Below are 25526 nucleotides of genomic sequence, written 5' to 3'. Positions count from 1 at the left end.
TCGACGGGTCCCGTGGCGGGCTGACCACGCGGTTCACCTGACCGTTGGCAGGCACAGCAGTTGGAGCTATCAGTAGGGCCGTTGGGACACGCGAGAGTGCCCAGTCGGGCTCTCGGCTGGGGCGAGAGCCGGTCAGTTCCGTACGGCCGAGACGGAACAAGCCGCCCGGATCTTGCTTCGCCAGCAGGAGCGGGCCTCTTCGGACACCCAGAGCCGAACCGGCTTCGTCCGGCTTCTCCCCGCGCGAGGACCGCCACGTACATGCGCCCACCACCGTAGAACCCCCGGAGCGCCACGCGTGCACCGCTTGCACATCTTGCAAACGGTCGCTCCGACCCGACCCTCCTGTTCCACGGAGCGAAGCGATCTACCGGGTACGCCGCCCTGGCCCATGGGCACAGAAGTACGACGAGGCCCGGCTCCCCCCAGATATGGGATGGGGGAACCGGGCCTCGACGGACGACCATGCCTGTCAGATGTCGAGCTCGCTCGCCTTCACGGCCGTCACGAAGTGCGCGAACGCGTCCCCGGGAATGAGCAGCGCGGGGCCCTCCGGGCTTTTCGAGTCCCTGATGCCCCGCCGGCCGGCGAACGGCGCGGCAGTGAGGTCTGCGACCTCGACGCACTGGCCCTCGCTGCCCCCGCTGTAGGAAGACTTCCGCCAGACGGCGCCCCTGAGCTGCGGAGCCGTCAGGTTGTTGGTGGTCACTGGTGCAGTCCTTCCAGGTACTCATTGAGAACATCCCGCGACTTGTCGACGGGAAGCGCAATGTCGGCGATAGCGGCGAACTCCTTCTCCAGAAAGCGCACCTGCTCCGCGTCTTCGGTGTGGTTCCCACCCATGGGGCTGTCGACGCTCGCTACCTTCGCCCACGGGTGCTTGTAGGACATGATGGTGATTGCGCCGTTCGATCCGTACGTGGGGTGCAGGGGTGCAGGGGTGGAGGTCGCCCCCGGGCGGCTGTGGTCCGTGCTGAAGGCCGCGGAGGACCGAGGCGTGTTCTTCTATCCGTTCACCGGCGCCGGAGAGCCCAAGAGCGAAGGGTTCGTCGTTGCGCCCCCGCTGACGTCGACGCACGACGACATCGAGTTCCTGGCCACCGCCCTGTCCGAAGCGCTGGCCGCCGCAAGCTGAACCGGTCGGGCCCGGGTCCACTGCCCGGGCCGGCTCTCCTTCACCCGATCGAACACTTCAACGGGCCAGCACACGACACGACTTGGGCCTTGCTTGCCGACCGATAGCGTCGGGGGCGCACCGAAGTCGGTGTGCCCCCGACGAGACAAGGACGACCTGCAATGCGCGTTTCCGTGATCGGCTGCGGTCACCTCGGCATCCCGCACGCTGCGGCGATGGCCGAACTCGGCCATGAGGTCATCGGTGTGGACGTCGACCAGGCCAAGGTCGATCGGCTCAACGCCGGTGAATGCCCCATCTACGAAACCGGCCTGCCGGAACTGCTCGCCCGCCACACCTCCAGTGGCCGTCTGCGCTTCACCACCGACATCCGTGACGCCGCCGACTTCGCCGAGCTGCACTTCATCGGTGTCGGCACCCCCATCGACGCCGACGGCCGCTCCTACGACACCGCTCAGGTCTTCGGCGCGATCCGCAAGCTCGCCCCCCACCTCACCCAGGCATGCACCATCGTCGGGAAATCCACCGTCACCGTCGGGACGACCACCCAGGTCACCGCCCTCGCCCAGCGCCTCGCCCCGGCCGGGGCGAGCGTGGAAGTCGTGTGGAACCCGGAGTTCCTGCGCGAGGGCCACGCCGTCGAGGACACCCTGCGCCCGGACCGTCTCATCGCCGGAGTCACCACCGCAGAGGGCGAGAAGGCCATCCGCGCCGTCTACGCCGGGATCATCGACGCCGGTGTCCCGGTCTTCGTCACCGACCCGCCGACCGCCGAGCTGGCCAAGGGCGCCGCGAACACCTTCCTCGGCCTGAAGATCAGCTACATCAATGCGGTCGCCGACATGTGCGAGGCCGCGGGCGGCGACATCTCGAAGATCGTGGACATCCTCGGCATCGACCCCCGCATCGGTGCCGGCGGCATGCGGCCCGGCATCGGCTACGGCGGCGGCTGCCTTCCCAAGGACGTGCGCGCCTTCACCGCGAGCGCCCAGCAGCTCGGTGCCGACGACGCCGCGGCACTCCTGCGCGCCGCCGAGAAGATCAACGAGGACCGGACGAACGTCGCCATGGCCCTCATCACCCGCGCCCTGGGCGAGCACCCCCTCAACGGCGCCCGCGTCACCGTGTGGGGCGCGGCGTTCAAGCCGGGCACCAACGATGTCCGCGAGTCCCCGGCACTCGCTCTGTCCCAGGCCCTCCAGCAGGCCGGCGGTGTTGTCACCGTGCACGATCCGCAGGCCGTGCCCACGGCGACGGACCGCAACCCGGAGCTGGACTACACCGACGACCTGGCGGCCTCCCTCGACGGCGCCGAGCTCGTCGTCCTGGCCACGGAATGGCCCGAGTACCAGCAGGCCGACCCCCACACACTGGTAGGCCGCCCGGCCAGCCCCCTTCTCGTTGACTGCCGCACCACCCTCACCCCGGAGCCCTGGCGAGCGGCGGGCTGGACCATTCACCAGCTCGGTCGCCCCGGAAAGTAGCGCACCCCCGTGGGTGGGACGCCCGGAGTGCGCCGCCTCCGGGGAGGGCGTAGGCATGTTCCGGACCGGTGCGATCGTCCTCAGTCCAGCGGAACGGACGTGCGTGCCGGGTCGCGCAGGTCGGTTCCGTTCGTGAGCCAGCGTTCCTGGAGGGCCGCCGCGCCGTGGACCCGTTTCCACGCCGCCTCGTTCGGGGTCATCGGCAGCAGCGGCAGGAAGGACACCGGGTCGAGCGGGGCGTCCAGTACGAGGTCCTCGACGAGTCCGCCGGGTTCGGCGACCAGGACGGAGGTGAACGGGGCCCCCGGCCACAGCGGTTCCCCGAGGTCCAGGGAGGCTCCCGGCGCCACGACCAGCCCCTCCACCTGCGGGGAGGCGGCGAGCACCGCGAGGGGGCGCAGCACCTTGTCGGTGTCGGCGCCGCGCGGCCGCACGGACAGGACCAGTTCCGCGCGCGGCCCCTTGACGGGATCGGCGAGCGCCGCGGTGGGGTCGGTCATCGGGGCGGCGGACATCCCGAGCGTCGCGTAGCGCACGACCCCCTCCCCCGGCCGCCCGGGGAAGCGCAGCACCTCGATGCGGTCGGTGCCGAGGAAGGTGACGGCCGCGCGGGCGTCGCTCTCGCCGAGCGCGCCGCGCAGCCGCGCCTCTACCAGGGGAAGTACGTCTGCCATGACGGCGACTATAGGACGGGGCCGCACCCCGGCGGCGGGCGGTGCGTGGGCAGGCCGAAGCGGCCCGGCACCTAAAACACGCGTAGGCAACGCGTATGGCACGGGCAAAGTGGGGATTGACAGAGCGACCGACTGCTAGGCTTGGCCGCTGGTCAGGGCAGCGCGCTGAAGCACGCTCTCAGCCCGACCGATGAACGCCTCGCGATACGGGGCGAACGTCCCTCACGGGGGACCGGCCGGAGGAGGTGGGGCTGCAAATGGATCGAAGTCGACCGTGCAGTACCACCCGCTCTTCCGCCCCATAGGTCCACCGGCCGGCCGCCTTGTCGTCCCGGCCGGGATCTGAGGCCGTACATACCCGGCCGTCCACCGGGTAAACGCGTCCCGCCCCCTCGTGCTCGCAGCGCGGGAAGCGGCACGTACGACGGCCCCGCGAAAGAGCCTTTCGTCACCGCCTGATCCGCTCTCCGTCCTGCCGCGGAGAGCACCCGTCAGCAGCGAAGGCCGAGACCGCAGGTGCGGTGCTCCCCGATTTGCGGACGTGCCAGGACGCCAGCCGCACGTCCCCATTCCGGGAGGTTCCACCCCGGCGCGCCCGGCCCCGCGCGAAGGAGCAGCCATGTCGATGATCCGTGACCTGCGCGCCGCGGTCCGCCCCTCCCTCCGCAGGGGCACCCCCGCCTATGAGACGACCCGTGACCCCGGCGTGCCCTCGGCGGTCGTGGACTGCGCCGTGTACCGCGACGGGCGGCGGGTGCCGACCTCGGGCGCGCTCTCCCCGCACGAGGCGGTCCGGCTGGTACGGCTGGGCGGCGGCTTCGCGTGGATCGGCCTGCACGAGCCGACCGAGAAGGAGTTCTCCGGCATCGCCACCGAGTTCGGCCTGCACCCGCTCGCCGTCGAGGACGCCGTCCACGCCCACCAGCGGCCCAAGCTGGAGCGCTACGACGACACCCTGTTCACCGTCTTCAAGACGATCCACTACGTCGAGCACGACGAACTCACCGCGAACAGCGAGATCGTGGAGACCGGTGAGGTCATGTGCTTCACCGGCCGGGACTTCTTCATCACCGTCCGGCACGGCGGCCAGGGCTCGCTGCGCGGGCTGCGCCACCGCCTCCAGGACGACCCGGAACTGCTGTCGCGCGGGCCCTCCGCCGTCCTGCACTCGATCGCCGACCACGTCGTGGACGGCTACATCGCGGTCGCGGACGCGGTGCAGGACGACATCGACGAGGTGGAGACCGAGGTGTTCACGGCGCCCGGCAGGAAGGGCACTTCGCGCGGCGTCGACGCCGGGCGCATCTACCAGCTCAAGCGCGAGGTCCTGGAGTTCAAGCGCGCCGTCTCCCCGCTGCTGCGGCCCATGCAGTTGCTGAGCGAGCGTCCGATGCGGCTGATCGACCCGGACATCCAGAAGTACTTCCGCGACGTCCACGACCACCTGGCCCGGGTCCACGAACAGGTCGTGGGCTTCGACGAACTGCTCAACTCGATCCTCCAGGCCAATCTGGCGCAGGCGACCGTCGCGCAGAACGAGGACATGCGCAAGATCACCTCGTGGGCGGCGATCATCGCGGTCCCGACGATGATCTGCGGGGTGTACGGCATGAACTTCAAGCACATGCCCGAACTGCGCTGGCACTACGGCTATCCGGCGGTGCTGTGCTCGATCCTCGTGATCTGCTTCGCGATCCACCGTTCCCTCAAGCGCAACGGCTGGCTGTGAGCACGCTCGACGCGGTCAATAGGCTGCCCTCATGACTGCAACGACTGCTACGCCGCTGGAGCGGGCCCTCGTCGAGGAGGCCACCAGGAAGTCGGGCCTCGTGTGGGTGCGGGGGGCCGGTCCGGCGCGCGCCCTGTGGCACGTGTGGCACGAGGGCGCCGCGCTGCTGGTCGGGGACGGCCCCGGCGAGCAGCCGCTGCCCGGGCTGGTCGCCGGGGAGCGGGCCGAGGTCACCGTGCGCGGCAAGGACAAGGGCGCGCGGGTCGTCGGCTGGGTGGCCGACATCGAGGAACTCGCCCCGGACAGCGCGGAGTGGGAGGCGGCCGTCGCGGAGCTGAAGGGCAAGCGGCTCAACGCCCCGGACGCCGAGACGATGCCGCGGCGCTGGGCCCGCGAGTGCCGGGTGCTGCGGCTGGTGCCGGCCGGGTCCGTGCTGCCCGCGTCCGGCACCTCGCTCGCGGCCCGGCCGCTGCCCACCGCGGCGACCACCAGGGAGGCGGCGCCGGAGGGACTGCCGAAACTGCTGCTCAAGCGCAAGGGGCGCACCCCGCGCGGCCGAGGCTGAACGCGCGCGCCGGATCAGGCGGTCCCGGAGCCACCCAGACATCCGGGGCGGCCGGTTCCGTCGTCACTCAGGTACCCGGGGCGGCCGGTCCCGTCGTCACCCAGACATCCGGGGCGGCCGGTCCCGTCGTCACTCAGGCACCCGGGGCGACCGGTCCCGTCGTCACCCAGACATCCGGGCGGCCGGTTCCGTCGTCACTCAGGCGGTCGGCAGCCGGTCCCCGTAGTCCACGGTCTCGTCGAGGCCGGGTTCCTTGAGGGTGAAGTCCTTGTTCCACTCGCTGAGCCGGATGGTGCCCGCGTCGCCCGCGCGGCGCAGCAGCAGCGGGTAGGGCTGTCCCTCCAGCGAGACGTCGAGGCTACCGCCGCCGCCCTTGTCGCCGCTGACCTCGACGGTCCTGATCCCGGCGCTCTTGCCCCGGTCGCCCGCCACGAGCCGGCCGTGCAGCGTGAGGAGCCCGTCGAGCAGGTCCTTCTTGTCGGTGAAGAGGCTCAGCATCGCGTACGAGGGGTCCTTCTTCGGGACCTTGACGTACTTGCCGTCGAGTTTGCCCGCGGCGGAGGCGGCGCTCTCCTCGTCGCCGCCCGAGGCGCCCTTGGCCTCGCCGCCTTCCCCGCCGCTCTTCTTGCCGTCCTGCGCCGTCCCGCCCTGCGACTGGTGCTGCCAGAAGGAGGACCCGGCCCGCAGGTAGAGGTGGTCCTCGACCCGCAGCAGTTCGAAGGTGCTGCCCTTGGAGGCGACCTTGCCCAGTCCGCCGTTGGCGGCCAGCCGCATGTCAAGGGTGTAGGTGTGCCCGCCGCTGATCACGGAGCCCTTGAGCCGGACGGTGTGCGCCGTGTCCGCCGCCGACCGCGCCTTCGTGTGGATCTGTCCGGCCGGGAGCTTGCCGACGCCGTTGGTCCCGGCGTCCGGGTCCTCGCCGCATCCGGCCGCCCCGGCGAACAGACCCAGGCACAGGGCACTGACACAAGCGATCTTGGGCATACGGGCCAGAGGGAAGCGGGTCACCAGGGATGCGCCTCTCGGTGCGGGGACGGGGACGGGGCGGGTGGTGCGGGGTGCTCCGGCGGTGCGGCGGCAGTCGGCAGCGTACCGGTGCGCGCGGCGGCCGGCGGGCCCCCGTCCGTCCGGCTCTCCCGCCCCGGCGGGAGAGACCGGCACGGGCTAGCCTGAAAGCCGGGCAACCGGCATACGGGACTTTTCGTGAGGAAGCGTTACCGCACAGGGCGATCCCAGACGGAACATGACAGGCCACCGGAGGACTCCGGTGGCGTGGCGGTGGAACAGGAGGTGCGAACGTGGCGGGTGCCGCTCCACGGATCTTCGTCTCGCATCTGGCCGGGATGGCCGTGTTCGACCCGAACGGCGATCTCGTGGGCCGGGTGCGCGACCTCGTGGCGATGCTGCGGATGGGCCGCCGGCCGCCGCGCGTGCTGGGCCTGGTCGTGGAGCTGCCGAACCGCCGCCGGATCTTCCTGCCGATGACCCGGGTCACCGGGATCGAGTCGGGCCAGGTCATCTCGACGGGCGTGCTCAACGTGCGCCGTTTCGAGCAGCGCCCGACGGAGCGGCTGGTCCTCGGCGAGCTGCTGGACCGCAGGCTGCGGCTCCTGGACACGGACGAGGAGGTCACCGTCCTCGACGTGTCGGTGACCCAGCTGCCGGCCCGCCGCGAGTGGGAGATCGACCGGGTCTTCGTCCGTAAGGGAGCGGTCGGCCCGCGCGGCCGGGTCTCGCTGCCGTGGAAGGGCGGCGGCGGGCGCCGCTCCGGGGAGACGCTGACCGTCGAGTGGTCGGCGCTGACCGGCTTCTCGCTGGAGGAGGTCGGCCAGGGCGCGGAGAACCTGCTCGCGACCTTCGAGCAGCTGCGCCCCGCCGATCTCGCGAACGTCCTGCACCACCTGTCCGCCAAGAGGCGCGCCGAGGTGGCGACGGCGCTGGACGACGACCGGCTCGCGGACGTCCTGGAGGAGCTGCCGGAGGACGACCAGGTGGAGATCATCGGCGAGCTGAAGGACGAGCGGGCCGCCGACGTCCTGGAGGCCATGGACCCGGACGACGCGGCCGACCTGCTGGGCGAGCTGCCCGAGAGCGACAAGGAGCGGCTGCTGACCCTGATGCAGCCCTCCGACGCGGCCGACGTGCGGCGGCTGATGGCGTACGAGGACCGCACGGCGGGGGGTCTGATGACGACCGAGCCGATCGTGCTGCGGCCCGACGCGACGGTCGCCGACGCGCTGGCCCGGGTCCGTAACGCGGACCTGTCCCCGGCGCTGGCGGCGCAGGTCTACGTGTGCCGTCCGCCCGACGAGACGCCCACGGGCAAGTACCTGGGCACGGTGCACTTCCAGCGGCTGCTGCGGGACCCGCCGTACACGCTGGTCGGCTCGATGCTGGACGACGACCTGCTGCCGCTGTCCCCGGACGCGCGGCTGCCCGAGGTCGCGGGGTTCTTCGCGGCGTACGACATGGTGGCGGCGCCCGTCGTGGACGACGGGGGTTCGCTGCTGGGGGCGGTCACGGTGGACGACGTGCTCGACCACCTGCTGCCCGACGACTGGCGCGAGACCGAGTACCAGCTGTCGGACGAGGTCAACGTCGAGCCGCGCACCGGGGCGGCGGACTCCGGTCAGGGGGTGGTCCGCGGTGGCTGACCGGGAACGGGAGCGCGGGGAGATCCGCGACCGGCTCGCGGAGCTGCGCGAGCGGCGCGGGCAGTCCCGGCGCCGGCACACGGAGGCGGCGAACGCGCGTACGGCGGTGGCCGCGCGCGGTGCCACGGGGGCGGCCAAGGAGGGGCGGCGGGACGCGCGGCCCTCGCGCATCCGGCTGGACCAGCCGCGGGTGCGGCGCCGGCGGCTGCTGCCGGACTACGACCCGGAGTCCTTCGGGCGGGCCTCGGAGCGCATCGCGCGTTTCCTGGGCACCGGCCGGTTCATCGTGTGGATGACGGTCATCATCATCCTGTGGGTGGTGTGGAACATCGCGGCCCCCAGCGGCCTGCGCTTCGACAACTACCCCTTCATCTTCCTGACCCTGATGCTCTCCCTCCAGGCCTCCTACGCGGCTCCGCTGATCCTGCTCGCGCAGAACAGGCAGGACGACCGGGACCGGGTGAACCTGGAGCAGGACCGGGCGCAGAACGAGCGGTCGATCGCGGACACCGAGTACCTGAGCCGGGAGATGGCGAGCCTGCGGATGGGGCTGGGCGAGGTCGCCACGCGCGACTGGCTGCGTTCCGAACTCCAGGACCTGGTGCGGGAGCTGAAGGAGCAGGAGGACCGGCCGCGCGAGTTGGGCCAGGCGGATCAGGCGCGGGACGACACCCCGTAGACGGGTGCGGCGCCGGGGCGGGGTGACGAAGGCTACGCCGGGGCCTGTCCGGGCGCTGTGCGGGGCGCCGTACCATCGACGGTATGGCTACCGACACGCCCACACGGCCGAGCGAGGACGCGATCCAGGCGGCTCTCGCGACGGTGAACGACCCCGAGATCCACCGTCCCATCACCGAACTGGGCATGGTCAAATCGGTCGAAATCTCGGACAGCGGCACGGTCGCGGTCACGGTGTACCTCACGGTCTCCGGCTGCCCGATGCGGGACACCATCACCAGCAACGTCACGGAGGCGGTCGGCGCGGTCGCCGGGGTCACCGGGGTGGAGGTCTCCCTCGACGTCATGAGTGACGAGCAGCGCCGGGAGCTGGCGGCCTCGCTGCGCGGCGGGCAGGCCGAGCGGGAGGTGCCCTTCGCCCAGCCCGGTTCGCTGACCCGGGTCTACGCGGTCGCCTCCGGCAAGGGCGGCGTCGGCAAGTCCTCGGTGACGGTGAACCTCGCGGCGGCGATGGCGGCCGACGGGCTCAAGGTCGGCGTCGTGGACGCGGACATCTACGGCCACAGCGTGCCCCGCATGCTGGGCGCCGAGGGCCGTCCCACCCAGGTCGAGAACATGATCATGCCGCCGTCCGCGCACGGGGTGAAGGTCATCTCGATCGGGATGTTCACGCCGGGCAACGCGCCGGTCGTGTGGCGCGGCCCGATGCTGCACCGCGCGCTTCAGCAGTTCCTCGCGGACGTGTACTGGGGCGACCTGGACGTCCTGCTCCTCGACCTGCCGCCGGGCACCGGGGACATCGCGATCTCCGTGGCGCAGCTCGTGCCGAACGCCGAGATCCTCGTCGTGACGACCCCGCAGCAGGCGGCGGCCGAGGTCGCCGAGCGGGCCGGTTCGATCGCGGTGCAGACCCACCAGAAGATCGTCGGCGTCGTCGAGAACATGTCGGGCATGCCGTGCCCGCACTGCGACGAGATGGTCGACATCTTCGGCACCGGCGGCGGCCAGCTCGTCGCGGACGGCCTGACGAAGACCACGGGGGCCCAGGTGCCGGTGCTCGGCTCCATCCCCATCGACGTGCGGCTGCGGGAGGGCGGCGACTCGGGCGAGCCGGTCGTGCTCTCCGACCCCGAGTCGGCGGCCGGCAGCGCGCTGCGCACCATCGCGGGCAAGCTCGGCGGCCGGGCGCGCGGCCTGTCCGGGATGTCGCTGGGGATCACCCCGCGCAACAAGTTCTGACCGGTGACCGTGCGGAAGGGGCGGGCCCGCCGGGCCCGCCCCTTCCGCACGGTCCGGGTGTTCAGCAGTAGTCGTCGAGGTTCTCGACCTGGCTGAAGGCGAGCCCGTAGGCGCTCATCCCGCGTCCGTAGGCCCCCAGGTGCACTCCGTGCTCCTCGGCGGTCCCGGCGAGGACCCAGCCGTACTCCGACTCGCGGTAGTGGAAGGGCGTGGGGGTGCCGTCCACCGGCAGGGTCAGCGTGGACCAGTGCTCGCCCTCCAGGTCGTCGGCGAGTTCCCAGGCGGCCTCGGTCTGCTGGTCGAGCCAGTCGTCGCGCAGGGTGTGGTCGATCTGGCCGGGCCAGGTCACGGTGAGCAGTCCGGCGCCCGCGAGCCAGGCGACGGAGGAGACCGTCGTGGCCTCCAGGACCCCGGTGCCGTCGGCGGTGCGCCGGCCGGGGTGCGCGGCGACGGTGACCACCGCGACGAACCGTTCCTTGTCCGCGCCCGCCTCGGTGCGTACCGAGGGCTCCTCGCCGTGGCCGAGTGCTCCGTGCTCGACGGCCCCGTCGGCGGCGACCGCCGCCTGCATCAGCCAGCGGGGCCCGGTGTACGCCGCGTCCAGCCCGTACCAGGGGAAATCGGCGCGGCGGTAGAACTCCTCGGTACGTCGGCCCGCGGGCTGGCGCGCTTTTCCGTCGTTCGCGGCGGGTGGCTGTTCGTCCACCCGACTCGTCGTCTCCATTGCGCCGCCGCCTCCTTGCTGTTCCCGGGACGAGAGCCCCGGCAAGGCAGGATAGCCACCCGCCCGGGCGGGCACGGCACGTGGCGGCGCGCAGGGCACGGGCGGAACACGAATGGGGACGGCGGTTCGGGTGAAAAACGCGGGCCGCTCAGGCAGGTACGAGGCGGGGGGCGTTACCGCTCAGGTCGCGTCGACGTCGTACGGGGGGCGGACCGGCGCGGCGGGCTTGGTCAGGTCGGCCTTGGCGGGGGCCTTGTCCAGGTCGGCCTTGCTCAGGTCGGCGCGGCCGGCGGGCACGGACTTCTTGCCGAGGTCGATCGCGGGCGGGGCGGCGGGGGCGGTGCTCTCCGGTTCGTCCTCGGACTCGGTCTCCCGGCCGGTCATCGCGTCGGTCAGCTCGGTCATCTCCTTGCGGAGGTCGAAGCTGCTGCGGATCTCGGCGAGACCGAGATCGTCGCTGCCGTTCGCGAGCCGTTTGCGGACGAACGTCTTCGGATTCAGGTCCTCGAACTCGAAGTCCTTGAACTCGGGTCCGAGCTCGTCCCTGATGTCCTGCTTGGCGCTGTCGGAGAATTCGCGGATCTTCCGGATGATCCGGGCGCCGTCCTGAATCACCTTGGGCAGTTTGTCCGGACCGAAGATGAGGACGCCGAGGATGACGAGGGTCAGTACCTCGAACACACCAATGTCATTGAACACCTGATAGCTCCTCGCGATGTCCTCGTACCACAGAGGCCATCCGTGGTCCGGGCCTGCTACACGGTACCCGGCCACCCCGACATACCGGTACCGCCCAGCCCCTGCCAACTTGTGTCACACATCGCATCATCCAGCGTCGAACCCGACCGTTTCCCGTCTCTTTGCCCCGTCTTGACCTCGGCTTTCCCGGGGTCCTAGGAATCCCGCGACGAGCCGAGTGTGAGGCGCGTGACGTGCTCGTGGCCGTCCCTGCGGTAGGTGAGGCGCAGTTCGTCACCGGGGCGGTGGGCGCGGACGCGCACGATGAGGTCGTCGCCCGAGGTGACGGGGCGGCCGTCGGCCCGGGTGACGAGGTCGCCGGGGCGCAGCCCGGCCCGGCCGGCGGGGCCGTCCTCGGTGACGGCGTCCTTCCCGGCGGCGATCCTGGCGCCCTCGCCGTCGGTCCGGGGGTCGAGGCGCACGCCGATCACGGGGTGGCTGGCGTGGCCGTGCTCGATGAGTTCCCGGGCGACGCGGCGGGCCTGGTTCACGGGGATCGCGAAGCCCAGGCCGACGCTGCCCGCCTGGCTTCCCTCGTCCGTCCCGGCGCCGTCGGCGGAGCGGATGGCGCTGTTGACCCCGATGACCCGGCCCCGCTCGTCGACGAGGGGCCCGCCGGAGTTGCCGGGGTTGATGGGCGCGTCGGTCTGGAGGGCGTCCACGTAGGCGACCCCGCTTCCGGTGCCCTCGCCGCCCGCGGTGACGGGGCGTTCCTTGGCGCTGATGATGCCGGAGGTCACGGTGTTGGCCAGGTCGAACGGGGAGCCGACCGCGACGACCGGGTCGCCGACCCGGACCTGGTCGGAGTCGCCGAGCGGGAGCGCGGTGAGGCCCCGCACCCCGCGCACCCGGACCACCGCGAGGTCGTACCCGGCGTCCCGGCCGACCACCTCGGCGCGCACGGCCTGCCCGCCGCCGAACACGACGGCGAGGTCCCCGCCGTTCAGCGCGGGGGCCACGACATGGTTGTTGGTGAGGATGTGGCCCTGCCGGTCGAGGACGAACCCGGTGCCGGTGCCGGACTCGCGGTCCCCGGCGGCGTGCAGGGTCACGACGCCCGGCAGGGTGCGGGCGGCGAGGCCGGCGAGACTGCCCGGCGGGCGGTCGCCGGGGGCGGGCGCGGCGTCGGGCAGGACGAGGACGCCGGGTCCGCCCTCGCGTTCGTAGCGGGCGCCCGCCGCTCCTCCGGCCGTGCCCGCCAGGAGCGAGACGAGGGCGACGGCGAGGACGAGGCGGCGGCGCGCGCGGCGCTGCCGGGGATCGGCCGGGGGCGGCGGGGGTGTGTCCTGCGGGGCGGGCGCGGCCCAGGGGGCGTAACGCGCCCACAGATCCGGCTGTGCCGGACTCTCGCCCTTGTCCATGGTGTTCCCGGTGCTCCCGCCGCTGGCCTCACCCCGTCCCCGGCGTGTCGGGGACGCGTCACAGGAGATTGAACCAGGTGCGCGGGGCGGCCCGTTCCGGGCCCGGCCCGCCGGCTTCGGGACGGGTGCGGGGGCGGCGCCCCGGCCCGGAGCGCCGCGGTGTCAGCGGCCCGGGGGCAGCGCGGGCGGGGTCGGCAGGGCCGCCTCGGCGGTGACCGGCCGCGCCTGTTCCGCGGGCGGGCGCAGGAAGGTGTCGGGGACGGAGTGCGGCGGGGTGCGCAGGGCGGCGGCGCTGTAGACGGGCGCGGGGCCGGGCAGCAGCGGTGGCCGGACCACGGCGGGCACGACCCCGGTGGTGGTCCCGCCGGGGTTCAGCGGCGCCGAGAGCAGCGTGGGCCGTACGGGGGCGCCGCGGGTGCCGCCCTGCGCGGACAGCGGCGCGGGGCCGCCCGTGGTCCGGCGCCGCGTGCTCTCAGCGGGCACGCCGAGGACGCTCTGCGCCCGCTGCGGGGTCGCGCTGCTGCCCCGGGCCTCGGCGGGCCCGTCGGTGGGGGCGCCGGAGGAGACCCCACCGAGGGCGAGGGCGGCCAGGGACACGGCTCCGGCGGCGGCGAAGGCGAAACGGCGCCCGCGCGAGGCGGTGCGGCCCGGCTCGGCCGGCTCGGGGCGGCCGAGGTCGTGGATGCGGAAACCCCGTCCCTCACCGGCCAGTGCGAGGGCGGGGGCCAGCGGCGAGCGGCCGGGCGCGAAGGACGGGCGGGCCGGGGCGTACGGGAAGCCGCCGGGCCCGGCGGGGGGCCTGGCGCCGGTCTGGGGACGGCCGGGGCGGGGTGGGTGCGCGGGTCCGCTCAGTCCGCCGAAGGGCGCGGCGGGTGCGAGGGCCCCGGAGGGCGCGGGGGCGTGGCCCGCCCCGGCTGCGGCCCGGCCGGCGGACCTGCCCGGTCCGCCGCCGAGGGGCCCGCCGCCGAAGGGTCCGGCGGTGCCTGCCCCAGGACCTCCGGGAAGGCCTTGAAGGCGCTCCAGGAAGCTCTGGGAGGGCGGGGGCGGCGCGGTCTGCGCGAACACGCTCTTGAGGCGGCGCTGGGCGTCCGCGTCGGCCTTGCAGCGCGGGCAGGTCGCGAGGTGCGCGAGGACCCGCTCGCGGGCGTCATGGCCCAGCTCGCCGTCGACGAAGGCGGCGAGCCGGTCCCCGAGGTGCTGCTCGGACAGGCCGCCCCGGGCGGCGTGGGGACGTGATCCACTCACGCGCTCGCGCCTCCCCCTCCCAGCGCGGGCACCGGGCTCACCAGGAGTCCGCGCCGCTCGGCGCGGGCCTCGGGAGAACGGTGCTTGAGGGCCTTGCGCAGCTGCGAACGACCCCGGTGGATTCGGCTGCGGACGGTGCCGAGCTTGACGTCGAGGGTCGCCGCGATCTCCTCGTAGGACAGGCCCTCGATGTCGCACAGCACGACGGCGGCGCGGAACTCCGGGGCGAGGGTGTCCAGCGCCTGCTGGACGTCCGCGTCGAAGTGGGTGTCGTGGAAGACCTGTTGCGGGGAGGGCTCGCGGCTGGGCAGCCGCTCGGCCGCGTCGTCACCGAGCGCGTCGAAACGGATGCGCTGCTTGCGGCGGACCATGTCGAGGAACAGGTTGGTCGTGATGCGGTGCAGCCAGCCCTCGAAGGTGCCCGGCGTGTAGGTGGACAGGGAGCGGAAGACGCGGACGAAGACCTCCTGGGTGAGGTCCTCCGCGTCGTGCTGATTTCCCGTCAGCCGGTAGGCGAGCCGGTAGACCCGGGCACTGTGCGTGCTGACGATCTCCTCCCAGGTGGGCGGGGTCCACGCCTGCGCATCCGCATCAGCGGCGAAGGTCGCGGTCCGTGCGGAGTCAGCGGCGGGGGCGCCCTCGCGGGCCGCGGCGGCCTGCGGAAGGGATCGGTCAGCGGTGTCGGTCACAGATTTCGGCCCGGCCGACGACCCGGCAGAGCGCCTGGGCGCTCCTCCGCGGTCACCAGTCGTGGCCGCACCTCCCCTGTCGGCTCTGGTGGTGGTGTCCAGTGGAGCACCCACCATAGCCATACGGACCGTTAGCTCCGGATAAGAGAGTTTGCCGGGATTCACCGGGCCCGCGCACCGGGTCCGCGCACGGGTGAGCACCGGTGGCCGCACCCCGCACGACCGGTGCGGACGCGGGGCCGCGGCCAGTGCCGTACCGCCTTGTTCCCGCATGCTCAGCCTCCTTCGGCCGGGTCCTGACCTCGCCGCTTTCCCGCACCCCTGCCCGGGGGCGGGCTTCACGCTCTCTTAACGTCCGGTCCCATCTGCGGGTTCCCTTGGCCAACGGATACAGTCACGGCCAGGCAACTACGGGGCAAGGAGAGGCTCATTACCGGCAACCGGCAGACGGGCTGGGCGTTGGCCGACGCCTTTGTCGCCGAGGACGAAGCGTTGCTGTGGGCCAGGGACCGGGCCGACGAGGCAGGGCTGCGCCCGGTGTCCCCCGGGACCGGCGCCGCGCTGTGCCTGCTCGCCGCCTCGGTGGACGCGAAGGCCGTCGCGGAGATCGGCACCGGCACCGGGGTCTCCGGCATCCACCTTCTGCGCGGGATGCGGCCGGACGGTGTGCTGACCACGGTGGACCCGGAGCCCGAGCGGCAGCAGTTCGCCAAGCAGGCCCTCCGCGCGGCCGGGTTCGCCGGCAACCGGGCCCGCTTCATCCCCGGCCGGGCGCTCGACGTCCTGCCGCGCCTCGCGGACGGCGGCTACGACCTGGTGTTCTGCGACGGGGACCGGCTGGAGTGCCTGGAGTACCTCGGCGAGGCGCTGCGGCTGCTGCGCCCGGGCGGCCTGGTCTGCTTCGAGGGGCTGTTCGCGGACGGCAGGACCTTCGGCCCCGGCCCGCAGCCCGTGGAGGTGTCCCGGCTGCGCGACCTGTCCCGGGTCGTACGCGAGCACCCGGACCTGATCCCCTCTCTGCTCCCGGTCGGCGACGGCCTGCTGTGCGCGGTGGTGCGCTGAGGGGGTGCGGGCGCGCGAAGGCCCCGGCCGCCCGAGGGCGGCCGGGGCCCTGTGCCGTCCCGGACGTGCCGCTGCCCCGGTTCGCTGGGCGAACCGGGGCAGCGGGCAAGGTGGTGGCGTGCTCGGCGGTCACGGTGTCGTGGCCGGGCCCTGCCGGAGTGTCAGCCGACGACCTTCTTCAGCGCGTCGCCCAGGGCGTCCGCCTCGTCCGGGGTCAGCTCGACGACGAGTCGACCGCCGCCTTCGAGCGGAACGCGCATGACGATGCCCCGCCCCTCCTTGGTCACCTCGAGCGGGCCGTCGCCCGTTCGCGGCTTCATGGCCGCCATGCTCGTTCCCCTTCCTGAAACCAGCTCATCGCAGCCGGCGGCCCCATGACAGGCGCTGCCTCACCGGCATCGAACACATTGCTTCTAGGCCATTATCCCGCATGGTTGACCCCGATGACCAACATCGGTCGGCCTCGCTTGCGCAACGCGCTTGATCAAAACCACTCAATTCGGCGATGTGGCTGCGATACTGCCCCGCTTCCCATGGCCCCGGAGCCCGGATTTATTAGACGCAGGTCACATTCGCCCTGCGACGCGGGTCACACCGGGCGGGCTCGTACGGTGCCGGGTGATCTCCGTCATGCCGTATCGGCGCGGCGCGGACGATGATGGGGCGCAACAGCCCGGCCGACGCAGAGGTCGGCGGGACGCCGACCCCGAGGGGACCCCTTTCATGGCCGACACCGTGCTCTACGACGTGACCGACGGCCTCGCGACGATCACGCTCAACCGTCCCGAGGCCATGAACGCGCTGAACACCGAGGCGAAGGTCGCCCTGCGGGACGCGCTCCAGTCGGCGGCCGTGGACGGGGACGTACGGGCGGTGCTGCTGACCGCGACCGGCCGCGCCTTCTGCGTGGGCCAGGACCTCAAGGAGCACGTCCAGAACCTCATGACGGACCGCGAGGGCGGTGACGGCGGCACGATGAGCACGGTGCGCGAGCACTACAACCCGATCGTCAAGGCGATCACCGGGATGCCCAAGCCGGTCGTGGCGGGCGTGAACGGGGTCGCCGCCGGGGCCGGTTTCGGTTTCGCGCTGGCCGCCGACTACCGCGTGGTCGCCGAGACCGCCGCGTTCAACACCTCGTTCGCGGGCGTCGCGCTGACCGCCGACTCGGGGCTCTCCTGGACCCTGCCGCGGGCGATCGGGCACAGCCGCGCCTCGGACCTCATGCTGTTCCCGAGGAACGTGAGCGCGCGGGAGGCGTACGAACTGGGGATCGTGAACCGCCTCGTGCCGGCCGAGGAGCTGGCCGCGACGGCGCTGGAGGTGGCCCGCACCCTCGCCTCGGGACCGACCGTCTCCTACGCCTCGCTCAAGGGCTCGCTGCACTTCGCCGCCTCCAGCGACCTCGACGCGGCGCTGGAGAAGGAGGACGAACTCCAGACGCACGCGGGCTCCTCCGAGGACCACGCGATCGCCGTACGCGCCTTCCTGTCCAAGGAGAAGCCCGTCTACCTGGGCCGTTGAGCCGCCGGCGCGCGGGCGGGGGTCAGCGTCCCCGGCCGCGCGCCACGCAGGCCACCAGGTGGTCGTCCACGAGTCCGCAGGACTGCATGAGCGCGTAGGCCGTGGTCGGCCCGACGAAGCGCAGTCCGCGCTTCTTGAGGCTCTTGGCGAGCGCGGTGGACTCGTCGGTGACGGCGGGCACGTCGGCGGTCGTCCGGGGCGCCGGCCGGCTCTCCCCGGCGGGGGCGAAGGACCACACGAGGGACGTGAGTTCACCGGCCGGCCAGTCGGCGAGCAGCCGGGCGTTGGCGAGGACGGCGTCGATCTTGCGGCCGTTGCGGATGATGCCGGGGTCGGCGAGCAGCCGGTCCCGGTCCTGCGCGGTGAACTCGGCGACGGCGGCGGTCCTGAAGTCGGCGAAGGCCGCGCGGAAGGCGGGCCGGCGGCGCAGGATCGTGATCCACGACAGCCCGGACTGGAACGCCTCCAGCGCGAGGCGTTCGAACAGGGCGTCGTCCCCGCGCACCGGCCGTCCCCACTCCTCGTCGTGGTAGGCGAGGTAGTCGGGCGTGGACAGCCCCCACGGGCAGCGCAGCCGGCCGTCGGGCCCCTGGAGCGCTCCGGAGTTCACCGCGCGCCGCCCTCCTCGTCGCCGCGCGGGTCGCGGTGCGCGCCGCCCCGCGCGGTGGGGCGGGGGGCGGCGAGGGCGTCCTCCAGTGCGGCGATCCGGGCCTCGCGGTCGGCGAGTTCGGCGCCGAGCCGGGCGAGCGCGTCGTCCACGTCGCTCATCCGGTAGCCGCGCAGGGTCAGCGGGAAACGCAGGGTGTCGACGTCCGGGCGGTGCACGGGCCGGTCGGCGGGGAGCGGGTCGTGGAGCCGTTCCGGGGGCGCCTCGGGCAGGACCGCGCCCTCGCCGTGGCCGAGTACCGCGAGCGTCACGGCGGCCACCACCACGACGAGCGCGATGACCAAGAACCAAAACATGACCATTTTCCCGGGTCCCCACGGTCGGTTGTCGCTGCGGTCTTCTCCGGGGTACGGCGGTGCCGAAACCCCCGGGGGACGATCGTGCCATGAGCGGGCGCCGGTTAAGGTCGCAGGCGGTCACCCCGGACAGCGCGGGGGCGGCGGCAGGGGCCTCGGGGCCGTGGGCAGGGGCCGGAAGGCCGGAAGTGGAGTGCGCCGAATGTTGCGTCTGGGCCGCCGGGAGTTCGCCGCGCACGAGCCGGTGATCATGGCCATCGTGAACCGGACCCCGGACTCCTTCTACGACCGGGGGGCGACGTTCGGCGACGAACCGGCGCTGGCCCGGGTCGAACAAGCCGTCGCGGAGGGCGCGGCGATCATCGACGTCGGCGGGGTCAAGGCCGGTCCCGGCGAGGAGGTCTCGGCGCAGGAGGAGACGCGGCGCACCGTCGGCTTCGTCGCCGAGGTCAGGCGCCGCTTCCCCGACGTGGTGATCAGCGTGGACACCTGGCGCCACGAGGTCGGCGAGGCGGTGTGCGAGGTGGGCGCGGACCTGCTGAACGACGCGTGGGGCGGGGTCGACCCGAAGCTCGCCGAGGTCGCGGCGCGGTACGGGGCGGGTCTGGTGTGCACGCACGCGGGCGGGGCCGAGCCGCGGACGCGTCCGCACCGGGTGGCGTACGAGGACGTGATGGCGGACATCCTGCGGGTGACCGTGGGCCTGGCCGAGCGGGCGGTCGCGCTGGGCGTGCCGAGGGAGTCGGTCCTGATCGACCCGGGGCACGACTTCGGGAAGAACACGCGGCACTCGCTGGAGGCGACGCGGCGGCTGCCGGAGATGACGGCGACCGGCTGGCCGGTGCTGGTGTCGCTGTCCAACAAGGACTTCGTCGGGGAGACCCTGGACCAGCCGGTCAAGGAGCGGCTGCTGGGGACCCTCGCGACGACGGCGGTGTCGGCGTGGCTGGGCGCCCAGGTCTACCGGGTGCACGAGGTGGCCGAGACCCGGCAGGTGCTCGACATGGTCGCCTCGATCGCGGGGCACCGGGAGCCGGCCGTCGCACGGCGGGGGCTGGCCTGAGCCGCGCCCCCGCCGCGCGCCGTGGGAGGGACGGGCGCCTCAGCGGCCGGCCTCCTTGGTGACGAGCTTCACCGCCTCGTCCACGTCGTCGGTGAGGTGGAAGAGGTCGAGGTCCTTCTCGGACGCCTTGCCCTGCGCGATGACCGTCTGCCGCAGCCAGTTCACCAGACCGCCCCAGTACTCGGTGCCGAACAGCACGATGGGGAAGCGGGTGACCTTGTGCGTCTGGACCAGGGTCAGCGCCTCGAACAGCTCGTCGAGGGTGCCGAGGCCGCCGGGCAGCACCACGAAGCCGCGGGCGTACTTGACGAACATGATCTTCCGTACGAAGAAGTAGCGGAAGTTCACCGCGATGTCGACGTACGGGTTGAGGCCCTGTTCGAAGGGCAGCTCGATGCCGAGCCCGACCGAGACGCCCTGCGCCTCCCAGGCCCCCTTGTTGGCGGCTTCCATGGCGCCGGGGCCGCCCCCGGTGATGACCGCGTAACCGGCCTCGCTGAGCGCCTTGCCGATGCGCACGCCCAGCGCGTACTCGGGCGCCTCCGGCTTGGTCCGCGCGGAGCCGAACACGCTGATCGCGGGCGGGAGTTCGGCGAGCGCGCCGAATCCGTCCACGAGTTCGGACTGCATCCGCATGACCCGCCAGGGGTCGGTGTGCACCCAGTCGGTGCCACCGCGCGAGTCCAGCAGTCGCTGGTCGGTCGTTCCCGGCTGGACCTGGTCGCGCCTGCGCACCACGGGTCCGAGCCGCTGTTCCTCCACCGGCCCGCTCGATTCGAGACTGCCCATAGCGCTCCCCTCTCTGCTTCGGTCCGCCCAGGGTAGGTCTTCGCACGTGACGCTCGGTGCACGCGCGGATGACGGTCAGGCGGTCAGCCAGTTCCGCAGGCGCTCCTCGACGGCGAGGATCGTGGCGGTGTCGACGCGTTCGTCCCGCTTGTGGGCGAGCAGGGGGTTGCCGGGGCCGTAGTTGACGGCCGGTACGCCCAGGGCGCTGAAGCGGGCCACGTCGGTCCAGCCGAACTTGGGGCGCGGCGTGCCGCCGACGGCCTTCATGAACGCGGCGGCGGCCGGGTGGGAGAGGCCGGGCAGCGCGGCCCCGCTGTGGTCGTCGATCTCGAACTCGGCGACCCCGCAGTCGGCGAAGACCTCGCGCACGTGGTCGAGGGCCTCGGCGTCGGTGCGGTCGGGCGCGTAGCGGAAGTTCACCGTGACGGTGCAGGCGTCGGGGATGACGTTGCCCGCGACCCCGCCCTCGATCGCGACGGCGTTGAGCCCTTCGCGGTACTCCAGTCCGTCGATGACCGGCCGGCGCGGCTGGTACTCGGCGAGCCGTTGCAGGATCGGCGCGGCGGCGTGGATCGCGTTGGCGCCCATCCAGGAGCGCGCGGAGTGCGAGCGTTCCCCGGCGGTGCGCAGATGGACCCGCAGCGTGCCCTGGCAGCCGCCCTCGATCTCCCCGTCGGAGGACTCCAGCAGGATCGCGAAGTCCCCGGCCAGCCAGTCCGGGTGGGCCTCGGCGACGTGGCCGAGGCCGTTGAGGTGCGCGGCGACCTCCTCGTTGTCGTAGAACACGAAGGTCAGGTCGCGGTTGGGCGCGGGGACGGTCGCGGCGATGCGCAGCTGCACGGCGACGCCGGACTTCATGTCACTGGTGCCGCAGCCCCACAGCACGCCGTCCTCGTCGAGCCGGGAGGGCACGTTGTCCGCGATCGGCACGGTGTCGAGATGCCCGGCGAGCACGACGCGTTCGGGGCGGCCGAGGTGGGTGCGGGCCACGACGTTGTTGCCGTACCGGTCGACCGTCAGATGCGGAAGGGCGCGCAGCGCGGCCTCGACGGCGTCGGCGAGCGGGCCCTCCTGTCCGCTCTGTGAGCGGAAGTCGACGAGGGCCGCGGTCAGCACGGCGGCGTCCGTGCCCAGGTCGAGACGGGGTTCCTGGCCGGCCGGGGCGATCCCGGTGCCGGGGTTCTTGACCGGCGTGTCACCGGTGGGGTTGTCGGACATGGAGCGAGCGTAACGCCTGGGCAGGGCCCCTTCCGGGGACCCCGCGCGGGGGTGCGGCGACCCGGCGCGGGGTGCTGGGGCGGCCCGGCGACGCGGGCGGCACGGCGCCCGGAACCCGCCCGGAACTCGCGTACCTTATGGGCGTGGCTGAGGCATCTCCTTCCCTTCCCCCGTCCCGCGCCCCGCGCTCCGGACGCAGTCGGCTGCTGCGCGCCGGGAGCGGTCTGGCGGTGCTGTGCGCGCTCGGCGGGTACGCCGTGGTGCAGTACACGACCGGCGACCACTCCGCGCACGGCTGCCGGGTGGTGTCCGCGAACGGCGACGGCGAGACCTACGAGTTCGACGCGGGCCAGGCGGTGAACGCGGCGACCATCTCGGCGGTGGGCACCTCGCGGGGGCTGCCCGAGCGGGCCGTGACGATCGCGCTGGCCACGGCTCTGCAGGAGTCGGGGCTGCGCAACATCGGTTACGGGGACCGGGATTCGCTGGGCCTGTTCCAGCAGCGGCCCTCGCAGGGCTGGGGCACGCGGACGCAGGTCATGGACCCGGTGTACGCCGCGAACCGGTTCTACGAGCGGCTCGTGAAGGTGCCGCACTACACGAGCCTGCCGCTGACCGAGGCGGCGCAGCGGGTGCAGCGTTCGGCGTTCCCGGAGGCGTACGCGAAGCACGAGCCGGACGCCTCGCTGCTGTCGGCCGCGCTCACCGGCCGGGCCGCCGCCGCGCTGACCTGCGCGGGCACGGTGCCGCCCGGCCCGGGCGATCCGGCCCGGGTGCGCGCGGCGCTGGTACGGGACTTCGGCCGGGCCGTGCTGCCCGGCGGCTCGGGGAAGGACGCGAAGAAGTCCCCCGCGCCCACCCCTTCGGGCTCGTCCGCCGGCGCGGAGGTGGACGTACCGGCACGGGCCGCGGCGAGCGCGGTGGCGGCGCCCCTCGCGCCCCTCGCCGCGGAACGGGTCGTACGGGCCGGGCGCGCGGCGGTGCGCGGGTCCGGCGCCCCCGCCCCGGCCGGTACCCCGGCGGCTTCGGACTCGGGGGCGGGCGGGGCGGTTTCGGCGTCCGCCCCGGGGAGCGGGGGCAGGACTGTGCACGTGCCGGTCGCCGAGCCCCGCACGGCACGGGCCGCGAGCGAGGAGCGGCACGGCTGGGAGCTGGCCCAGTGGGCGGTGGCGCACGCCTCGGTGCTGCGGATCTCGGAGGTGTCCTACGCGGGCCGCTCCTGGACCTCCCGCGACGCGGGCCACAACTGGCACCGGACGGCGCGGGAGACGCGGGGCGCGAGCGCCGGGCGGGACGCGGACGGGGACGCGAAGAACGCGGACGGGGCGCCGGGCGAGGCCGCGCGGGAGACGGCGGACGTCCGGATCGTCACCTCGCCGTAGCCGCGCGGGAGTGGGCGCCTCCCCGGTGGGCGCCTCCCCGGCCCCGGCCGCCCCTTGCGACGCACGCTGCTCAGGAGTGCGGCACCTCACTCGTACGAAGGACGTGCGGGGCGGCGTGACGGCGCGGTTCGGGGGCGCACCGGGCGGCGCGCGCCGGGGGGTGCCGGATGCGGGCGGCGGGCGGGAAAGCCCTGGCGGCGCGGGGTTCGAGGCCGGTGGGCGGGACGGCGCACGCCCCCGCCTCTCGTACTCTTTCGACCGTTTTCACCCGAGACCGATCATGCGACGCGTTACCCATTCTTTACTTTGCGTCACCGCAACCTTCGGGTGCTTCGAGCGGTAGTCAGGGCGTCCGAGGGCCGCCGCGGCCCCGACGCCCCACCGTTCTTCCGCCGAAGGAGCATCATGTCCCTCCCCCTGACCCGCCGGATCGCCAGTGCCGCCCTGCTGATCGCCGCCGGTGCCGCACCCGTGATCGGCGCGGCCGGCACCGCGAGCGCCGCCGATCTGCCGCTGGGCGGTCTCGGTCTGGACGGCAAGGCGGTCGCCAAGACGCTGGACGGCGCCACGAAGAGCGTCGCCAAGACCGGCAACAAGACCGTCAAGGAGGCCGCGCCCGAGGTCAAGAAGCTGGTCGGGCACGCCGGCAAGTCGGCCACCCCGGCCACCGGCCACACCACCGGCGACCTGGCGAGCTCCGCGGGTTCCGCGGTGAGTGGCGTGACCGGCGGCAAGGGCGGGCTGACCCACGGCCTCTCCAACAACCTCTCCACCAACGACCTGCCGCTGGGCCGCTGACCTTCCGCACCGATACGGCGACCGGCCGGCGCCGGTGGCCGGGGCAGCGGGTCGTCCAAGCACCGAGGGGCCCGGGGAGCACGAACTCCCCGGGCCCCCCGGCCTGTGCGGGCGCGGCCGGCCCCTCGGGCCGTGCGGCGGGTCAGGCGTTCAGGCGTCGTACCGCCGCCTCGACGCGCTCGTCCGTCGCGGTCAGGCCGACGCGTACGTGGCGCTCGCCGGCGACCCCGTAGAAGTCGCCGGGGGCCACGAGGATGCCGAGGGCGGCGAGGTGGGCGACGGTGTCCCAGCAGGACTCGTCGCGGCTCGCCCACAGGTAGAGGCTGGCCTCGCTGTGCTCGATGCGGAAGCCGTGGCCGAGCAGGGCCGCGCGCAGGGCGGTGCGGCGGGCCGCGTAGCGCTCGCGCTGCACGTCGACGTGGGCCTCGTCGCCCAGGGCGGCGACGGTGGCCGCCTGCACGGGCGTCGGGATCATCATGCCGCCGTGCTTGCGGATCTGCAGGAGTTCGCCGAGCACCTCGGCGTCGCCCGCGACGAAGGCGGAGCGGTAGCCGGCCAGGTTGGAGCGCTTGGACAGCGAGTGGACGGCGACCAGGCCCTCGTGGGAGCCGCCGCACACGTCGGGGTGCAGGACCGAGACCGGGTCGGCCTCCCAGCCCAGTTCGAGGTAGCACTCGTCGCTCAGGACCAGGACGCCGTGCTCGCGGGCCCAGGCCACGACGCGGGTCAGCTCCTCCTTGGAGAGGACCTGTCCGGTCGGGTTGGACGGCGAGTTGAGCCACAGGACCTTGAGCCCGGCCGGGTCGAGCCGCGTCGGGTCGTCGTAGACCTCGTACGCGGCGCGCGCGAGGCGGGCACCGACCTCGTACGTCGGGTAGGCCAGGCGCGGGTAGGCGACCCGGTCGCCGGGGCCGAGCCCGAGCTGGGTGGGCGCCCAGGCGACGAACTCCTTGGAGCCGACCACGGGCAGCACGTTGCGGTGGGTCAGCCCGCGGGCCCCCAGGCGCCTCTCGCACCAGTCCACGAGGGCGTCCCGCAGGTCGGGGGTGCCCCACACGGTCGGGTAGCCCGGGGAGTCGGAGGCGGCCACCAGGGCCTTCTGGACCAGCTCGGGCACCGGGTCGACGGGGGTGCCCACGGAGAGGTCGACGATGCCCTCGGGGTGGGCGGCGGCCGTCTTCTTGTAGGGCTCCAGCTTGTCCCAGGGGAAGACCGGCAGGAGGTCGGAGACAGACACGGTTGCTCTTTTCACGCGCTGCGGACGGGGTTCGGGGGCCGGGGGCGGGGGCGCTGCGGCCGGGGCGGGCCCCAACGCACAGGTCCCGCCGGTGCGTGGGCACGGGCGGGACCGGATGCGCGGCGACGGGCGGCCGGGGGCCTGACCGGGAGGGCTTCGCGGGTCAGGTCCTGCCGCCGTCGGTCACTGGTTCTGCGGCGGCAGTTCGGCGACGAACGGGTGGTCGCGCTCGATCAGGCCCAGTTTGCTGGCACCGCCGGGCGAGCCCAGCTCGTCGAAGAACTCGACGTTCGCCTTGTAGTAGTCCTTCCACTCCTCGGGAGTGTCGTCCTCGTAGAAGATCGCCTCGACCGGGCACACCGGCTCGCAGGCACCGCAGTCGACGCACTCATCCGGGTGGATGTAGAGGGAACGCTTTCCCTCGTAGATGCAGTCGACCGGACACTCCTCGATGCACGCCTTGTCCTTGACGTCGACACAAGGCTGCGCGATGACGTAGGTCACGCTGTCGTTCCTCCTCGATAGGGCGCTGGCGGGCCGTCTACAGGCTCCCGCCGCCTGGCGCGCGGGAGCGC

At 73.2% G+C, this 25526-nt stretch carries 28 protein-coding genes; 12 read left to right on the top strand and 16 right to left on the bottom strand.

Annotated features, from left to right (window positions below):
• Positions 1-472 precede the first annotated feature (472 nt).
• The gene (locus tag AB0J21_RS26495; RefSeq protein ID WP_363148618.1) at positions 473-709 is read right to left on the bottom strand and encodes a DUF397 domain-containing protein; all 237 of its coding nucleotides are present in this window, start codon (positions 707-709) and stop codon (positions 473-475) included.
• Positions 706-891 (bottom strand): Scr1 family TA system antitoxin-like transcriptional regulator, encoded by a 186-nt coding sequence (locus AB0J21_RS26490; RefSeq protein ID WP_363148617.1) that lies wholly within the window; start codon positions 889-891, stop codon positions 706-708. The genes AB0J21_RS26495 and AB0J21_RS26490 overlap by 4 nt, the downstream gene beginning before the upstream one ends.
• On the opposite strand from AB0J21_RS26490, the gene AB0J21_RS26485 reads away from it, so the two are divergent.
• Positions 890-1135, top strand: coding sequence for a hypothetical protein (locus AB0J21_RS26485; RefSeq protein ID WP_363148616.1), 246 nt, complete (start codon positions 890-892; stop codon positions 1133-1135). The genes AB0J21_RS26490 and AB0J21_RS26485 overlap by 2 nt on opposite strands.
• A 161-nt stretch (positions 1136-1296) precedes the next feature.
• On the top strand, positions 1297-2619 hold the full coding sequence (locus tag AB0J21_RS26480; RefSeq protein ID WP_363148615.1) for a UDP-glucose/GDP-mannose dehydrogenase family protein: 1323 nt from the start codon (positions 1297-1299) through the stop codon (positions 2617-2619).
• Positions 2620-2699: 80 nt separating this feature from the next.
• Here AB0J21_RS26480 and AB0J21_RS26475 read toward each other — a convergent pair whose 3' ends face one another.
• Complete coding sequence (locus tag AB0J21_RS26475; protein ID WP_363148614.1) at positions 2700-3293, bottom strand: suppressor of fused domain protein; 594 nt, start codon at positions 3291-3293, stop codon at positions 2700-2702.
• A 619-nt stretch (positions 3294-3912) separates the two neighbouring features.
• On the opposite strand from AB0J21_RS26475, the gene AB0J21_RS26470 reads away from it, so the two are divergent.
• Both AB0J21_RS26470 and AB0J21_RS26465 read left to right on the top strand, forming a co-directional pair.
• Positions 3913-5022, top strand: a complete 1110-nt coding sequence (locus tag AB0J21_RS26470; RefSeq protein ID WP_363148613.1) for a magnesium and cobalt transport protein CorA — start codon at positions 3913-3915, stop codon at positions 5020-5022.
• A 31-nt stretch (positions 5023-5053) separates the two neighbouring features.
• The gene (locus AB0J21_RS26465; RefSeq protein ID WP_363148612.1) at positions 5054-5587 is read left to right on the top strand and encodes a hypothetical protein; all 534 of its coding nucleotides are present in this window, start codon (positions 5054-5056) and stop codon (positions 5585-5587) included.
• A gap of 198 nt (positions 5588-5785) precedes the next feature.
• Here AB0J21_RS26465 and AB0J21_RS26460 read toward each other — a convergent pair whose 3' ends face one another.
• On the bottom strand, positions 5786-6571 hold the full coding sequence (locus tag AB0J21_RS26460) for a hypothetical protein (RefSeq protein ID WP_363148706.1): 786 nt from the start codon (positions 6569-6571) through the stop codon (positions 5786-5788).
• 314 nt (positions 6572-6885) lie between these two features.
• Here AB0J21_RS26460 and AB0J21_RS26455 point away from each other — a divergent pair, with 314 nt between their 5' ends.
• The 3 genes from AB0J21_RS26455 to AB0J21_RS26445 all read left to right on the top strand — a co-directional run bounded on the left by AB0J21_RS26455 (position 6886) and on the right by AB0J21_RS26445 (position 10158).
• Positions 6886-8241: a CBS domain-containing protein gene (locus AB0J21_RS26455; protein ID WP_363148611.1), complete on the top strand. Its 1356-nt coding sequence runs from the start codon at positions 6886-6888 to the stop codon at positions 8239-8241.
• Between the two features lie 106 nt (positions 8242-8347).
• Positions 8348-8920 carry a DUF1003 domain-containing protein gene (locus AB0J21_RS26450; RefSeq protein ID WP_363148705.1) on the top strand — a complete coding sequence of 191 codons (573 nt, stop codon included), beginning with the start codon at positions 8348-8350 and terminating at the stop codon, positions 8918-8920.
• A gap of 83 nt (positions 8921-9003) precedes the next feature.
• Positions 9004-10158: an Mrp/NBP35 family ATP-binding protein gene (locus AB0J21_RS26445; RefSeq protein WP_363148610.1), complete on the top strand. Its 1155-nt coding sequence runs from the start codon at positions 9004-9006 to the stop codon at positions 10156-10158.
• A gap of 61 nt (positions 10159-10219) precedes the next feature.
• Here the strand turns inward: AB0J21_RS26445 and AB0J21_RS26440 are convergent, their stop codons facing one another.
• From AB0J21_RS26440 to sigE, 5 genes are all read right to left on the bottom strand, one after another.
• A complete protein-coding gene (locus AB0J21_RS26440; RefSeq protein ID WP_363148609.1) occupies positions 10220-10882 on the bottom strand; it encodes a hypothetical protein in 663 nt (220 codons plus the stop codon).
• Between the two features lie 180 nt (positions 10883-11062).
• On the bottom strand, positions 11063-11581 hold the full coding sequence (locus tag AB0J21_RS26435) for a sec-independent translocase (protein ID WP_363148608.1): 519 nt from the start codon (positions 11579-11581) through the stop codon (positions 11063-11065).
• Between the two features lie 194 nt (positions 11582-11775).
• Positions 11776-12981 (bottom strand): trypsin-like peptidase domain-containing protein, encoded by a 1206-nt coding sequence (locus tag AB0J21_RS26430; RefSeq protein WP_363148607.1) that lies wholly within the window; start codon positions 12979-12981, stop codon positions 11776-11778.
• A 162-nt stretch (positions 12982-13143) separates the two neighbouring features.
• Positions 13144-14226 (bottom strand): zf-HC2 domain-containing protein, encoded by a 1083-nt coding sequence (locus tag AB0J21_RS26425; protein WP_363148606.1) that lies wholly within the window; start codon positions 14224-14226, stop codon positions 13144-13146.
• Positions 14223-15032, bottom strand: coding sequence for an RNA polymerase sigma factor SigE (sigE, locus tag AB0J21_RS26420; protein ID WP_363148704.1), 810 nt, complete (start codon positions 15030-15032; stop codon positions 14223-14225). The genes AB0J21_RS26425 and sigE overlap by 4 nt, the downstream gene beginning before the upstream one ends.
• Before the next feature lie 342 nt (positions 15033-15374).
• On the opposite strand from sigE, the gene AB0J21_RS26415 reads away from it, so the two are divergent.
• Positions 15375-15977: an O-methyltransferase gene (locus AB0J21_RS26415; protein ID WP_363148605.1), complete on the top strand. Its 603-nt coding sequence runs from the start codon at positions 15375-15377 to the stop codon at positions 15975-15977.
• A 161-nt stretch (positions 15978-16138) separates the two neighbouring features.
• Here the strand turns inward: AB0J21_RS26415 and AB0J21_RS26410 are convergent, their stop codons facing one another.
• Positions 16139-16306, bottom strand: coding sequence for a DUF3117 domain-containing protein (locus AB0J21_RS26410; RefSeq protein ID WP_003966491.1), 168 nt, complete (start codon positions 16304-16306; stop codon positions 16139-16141).
• Positions 16307-16700: 394 nt separating this feature from the next.
• Between AB0J21_RS26410 and AB0J21_RS26405 the strand changes: the two genes are divergently transcribed.
• Positions 16701-17501: an enoyl-CoA hydratase-related protein gene (locus tag AB0J21_RS26405; RefSeq protein ID WP_363148604.1), complete on the top strand. Its 801-nt coding sequence runs from the start codon at positions 16701-16703 to the stop codon at positions 17499-17501.
• A 22-nt stretch (positions 17502-17523) separates the two neighbouring features.
• Here AB0J21_RS26405 and AB0J21_RS26400 read toward each other — a convergent pair whose 3' ends face one another.
• Together AB0J21_RS26400 and AB0J21_RS26395 are read right to left on the bottom strand one after the other, a co-directional pair.
• Entirely contained in the window at positions 17524-18111 is a 588-nt protein-coding gene (locus AB0J21_RS26400) for a DNA-3-methyladenine glycosylase I (RefSeq protein ID WP_363148603.1), read from the bottom strand.
• The gene (locus tag AB0J21_RS26395) at positions 18108-18470 is read right to left on the bottom strand and encodes a DivIVA domain-containing protein (RefSeq protein WP_363148602.1); all 363 of its coding nucleotides are present in this window, start codon (positions 18468-18470) and stop codon (positions 18108-18110) included. Before AB0J21_RS26395 ends, AB0J21_RS26400 begins: the two co-directional genes overlap by 4 nt.
• Before the next feature lie 196 nt (positions 18471-18666).
• On the opposite strand from AB0J21_RS26395, the gene folP reads away from it, so the two are divergent.
• Entirely contained in the window at positions 18667-19527 is an 861-nt protein-coding gene (gene folP / locus AB0J21_RS26390; RefSeq protein WP_363148601.1) for a dihydropteroate synthase, read from the top strand.
• Positions 19528-19566: 39 nt separating this feature from the next.
• Here folP and AB0J21_RS26385 read toward each other — a convergent pair whose 3' ends face one another.
• Together AB0J21_RS26385 and dapE are read right to left on the bottom strand one after the other, a co-directional pair.
• Positions 19567-20316: a TIGR00730 family Rossman fold protein gene (locus AB0J21_RS26385; protein ID WP_363148600.1), complete on the bottom strand. Its 750-nt coding sequence runs from the start codon at positions 20314-20316 to the stop codon at positions 19567-19569.
• A 75-nt stretch (positions 20317-20391) separates the two neighbouring features.
• A complete protein-coding gene (dapE, locus tag AB0J21_RS26380; RefSeq protein WP_363148599.1) occupies positions 20392-21534 on the bottom strand; it encodes a succinyl-diaminopimelate desuccinylase in 1143 nt (380 codons plus the stop codon).
• A gap of 137 nt (positions 21535-21671) precedes the next feature.
• Between dapE and AB0J21_RS26375 the strand changes: the two genes are divergently transcribed.
• Positions 21672-22916: a hypothetical protein gene (locus tag AB0J21_RS26375; RefSeq protein ID WP_363148598.1), complete on the top strand. Its 1245-nt coding sequence runs from the start codon at positions 21672-21674 to the stop codon at positions 22914-22916.
• A 405-nt stretch (positions 22917-23321) separates the two neighbouring features.
• Complete coding sequence (locus AB0J21_RS26370) at positions 23322-23714, top strand: hypothetical protein (RefSeq protein WP_363148597.1); 393 nt, start codon at positions 23322-23324, stop codon at positions 23712-23714.
• Between the two features lie 142 nt (positions 23715-23856).
• On the opposite strand, the gene dapC is transcribed toward AB0J21_RS26370, so the two are convergent.
• Both dapC and fdxA read right to left on the bottom strand, forming a co-directional pair.
• Positions 23857-24951 carry a succinyldiaminopimelate transaminase gene (gene dapC / locus AB0J21_RS26365; RefSeq protein WP_363148596.1) on the bottom strand — a complete coding sequence of 365 codons (1095 nt, stop codon included), beginning with the start codon at positions 24949-24951 and terminating at the stop codon, positions 23857-23859.
• 183 nt (positions 24952-25134) lie between these two features.
• Positions 25135-25455, bottom strand: coding sequence for a ferredoxin (gene fdxA, locus AB0J21_RS26360; protein WP_363148595.1), 321 nt, complete (start codon positions 25453-25455; stop codon positions 25135-25137).
• Positions 25456-25526 lie beyond the last annotated feature (71 nt).

The sequence above is a fragment of the Streptomyces sp. NPDC049954 genome (assembly GCF_040656295.1).
Classification (GTDB): Bacteria; Actinomycetota; Actinomycetes; order Streptomycetales; family Streptomycetaceae; genus Streptomyces.
The sequence above is the reverse complement of the archived record's forward strand: the minus strand, read 5'-3'. Positions and strand labels throughout refer to the sequence as shown.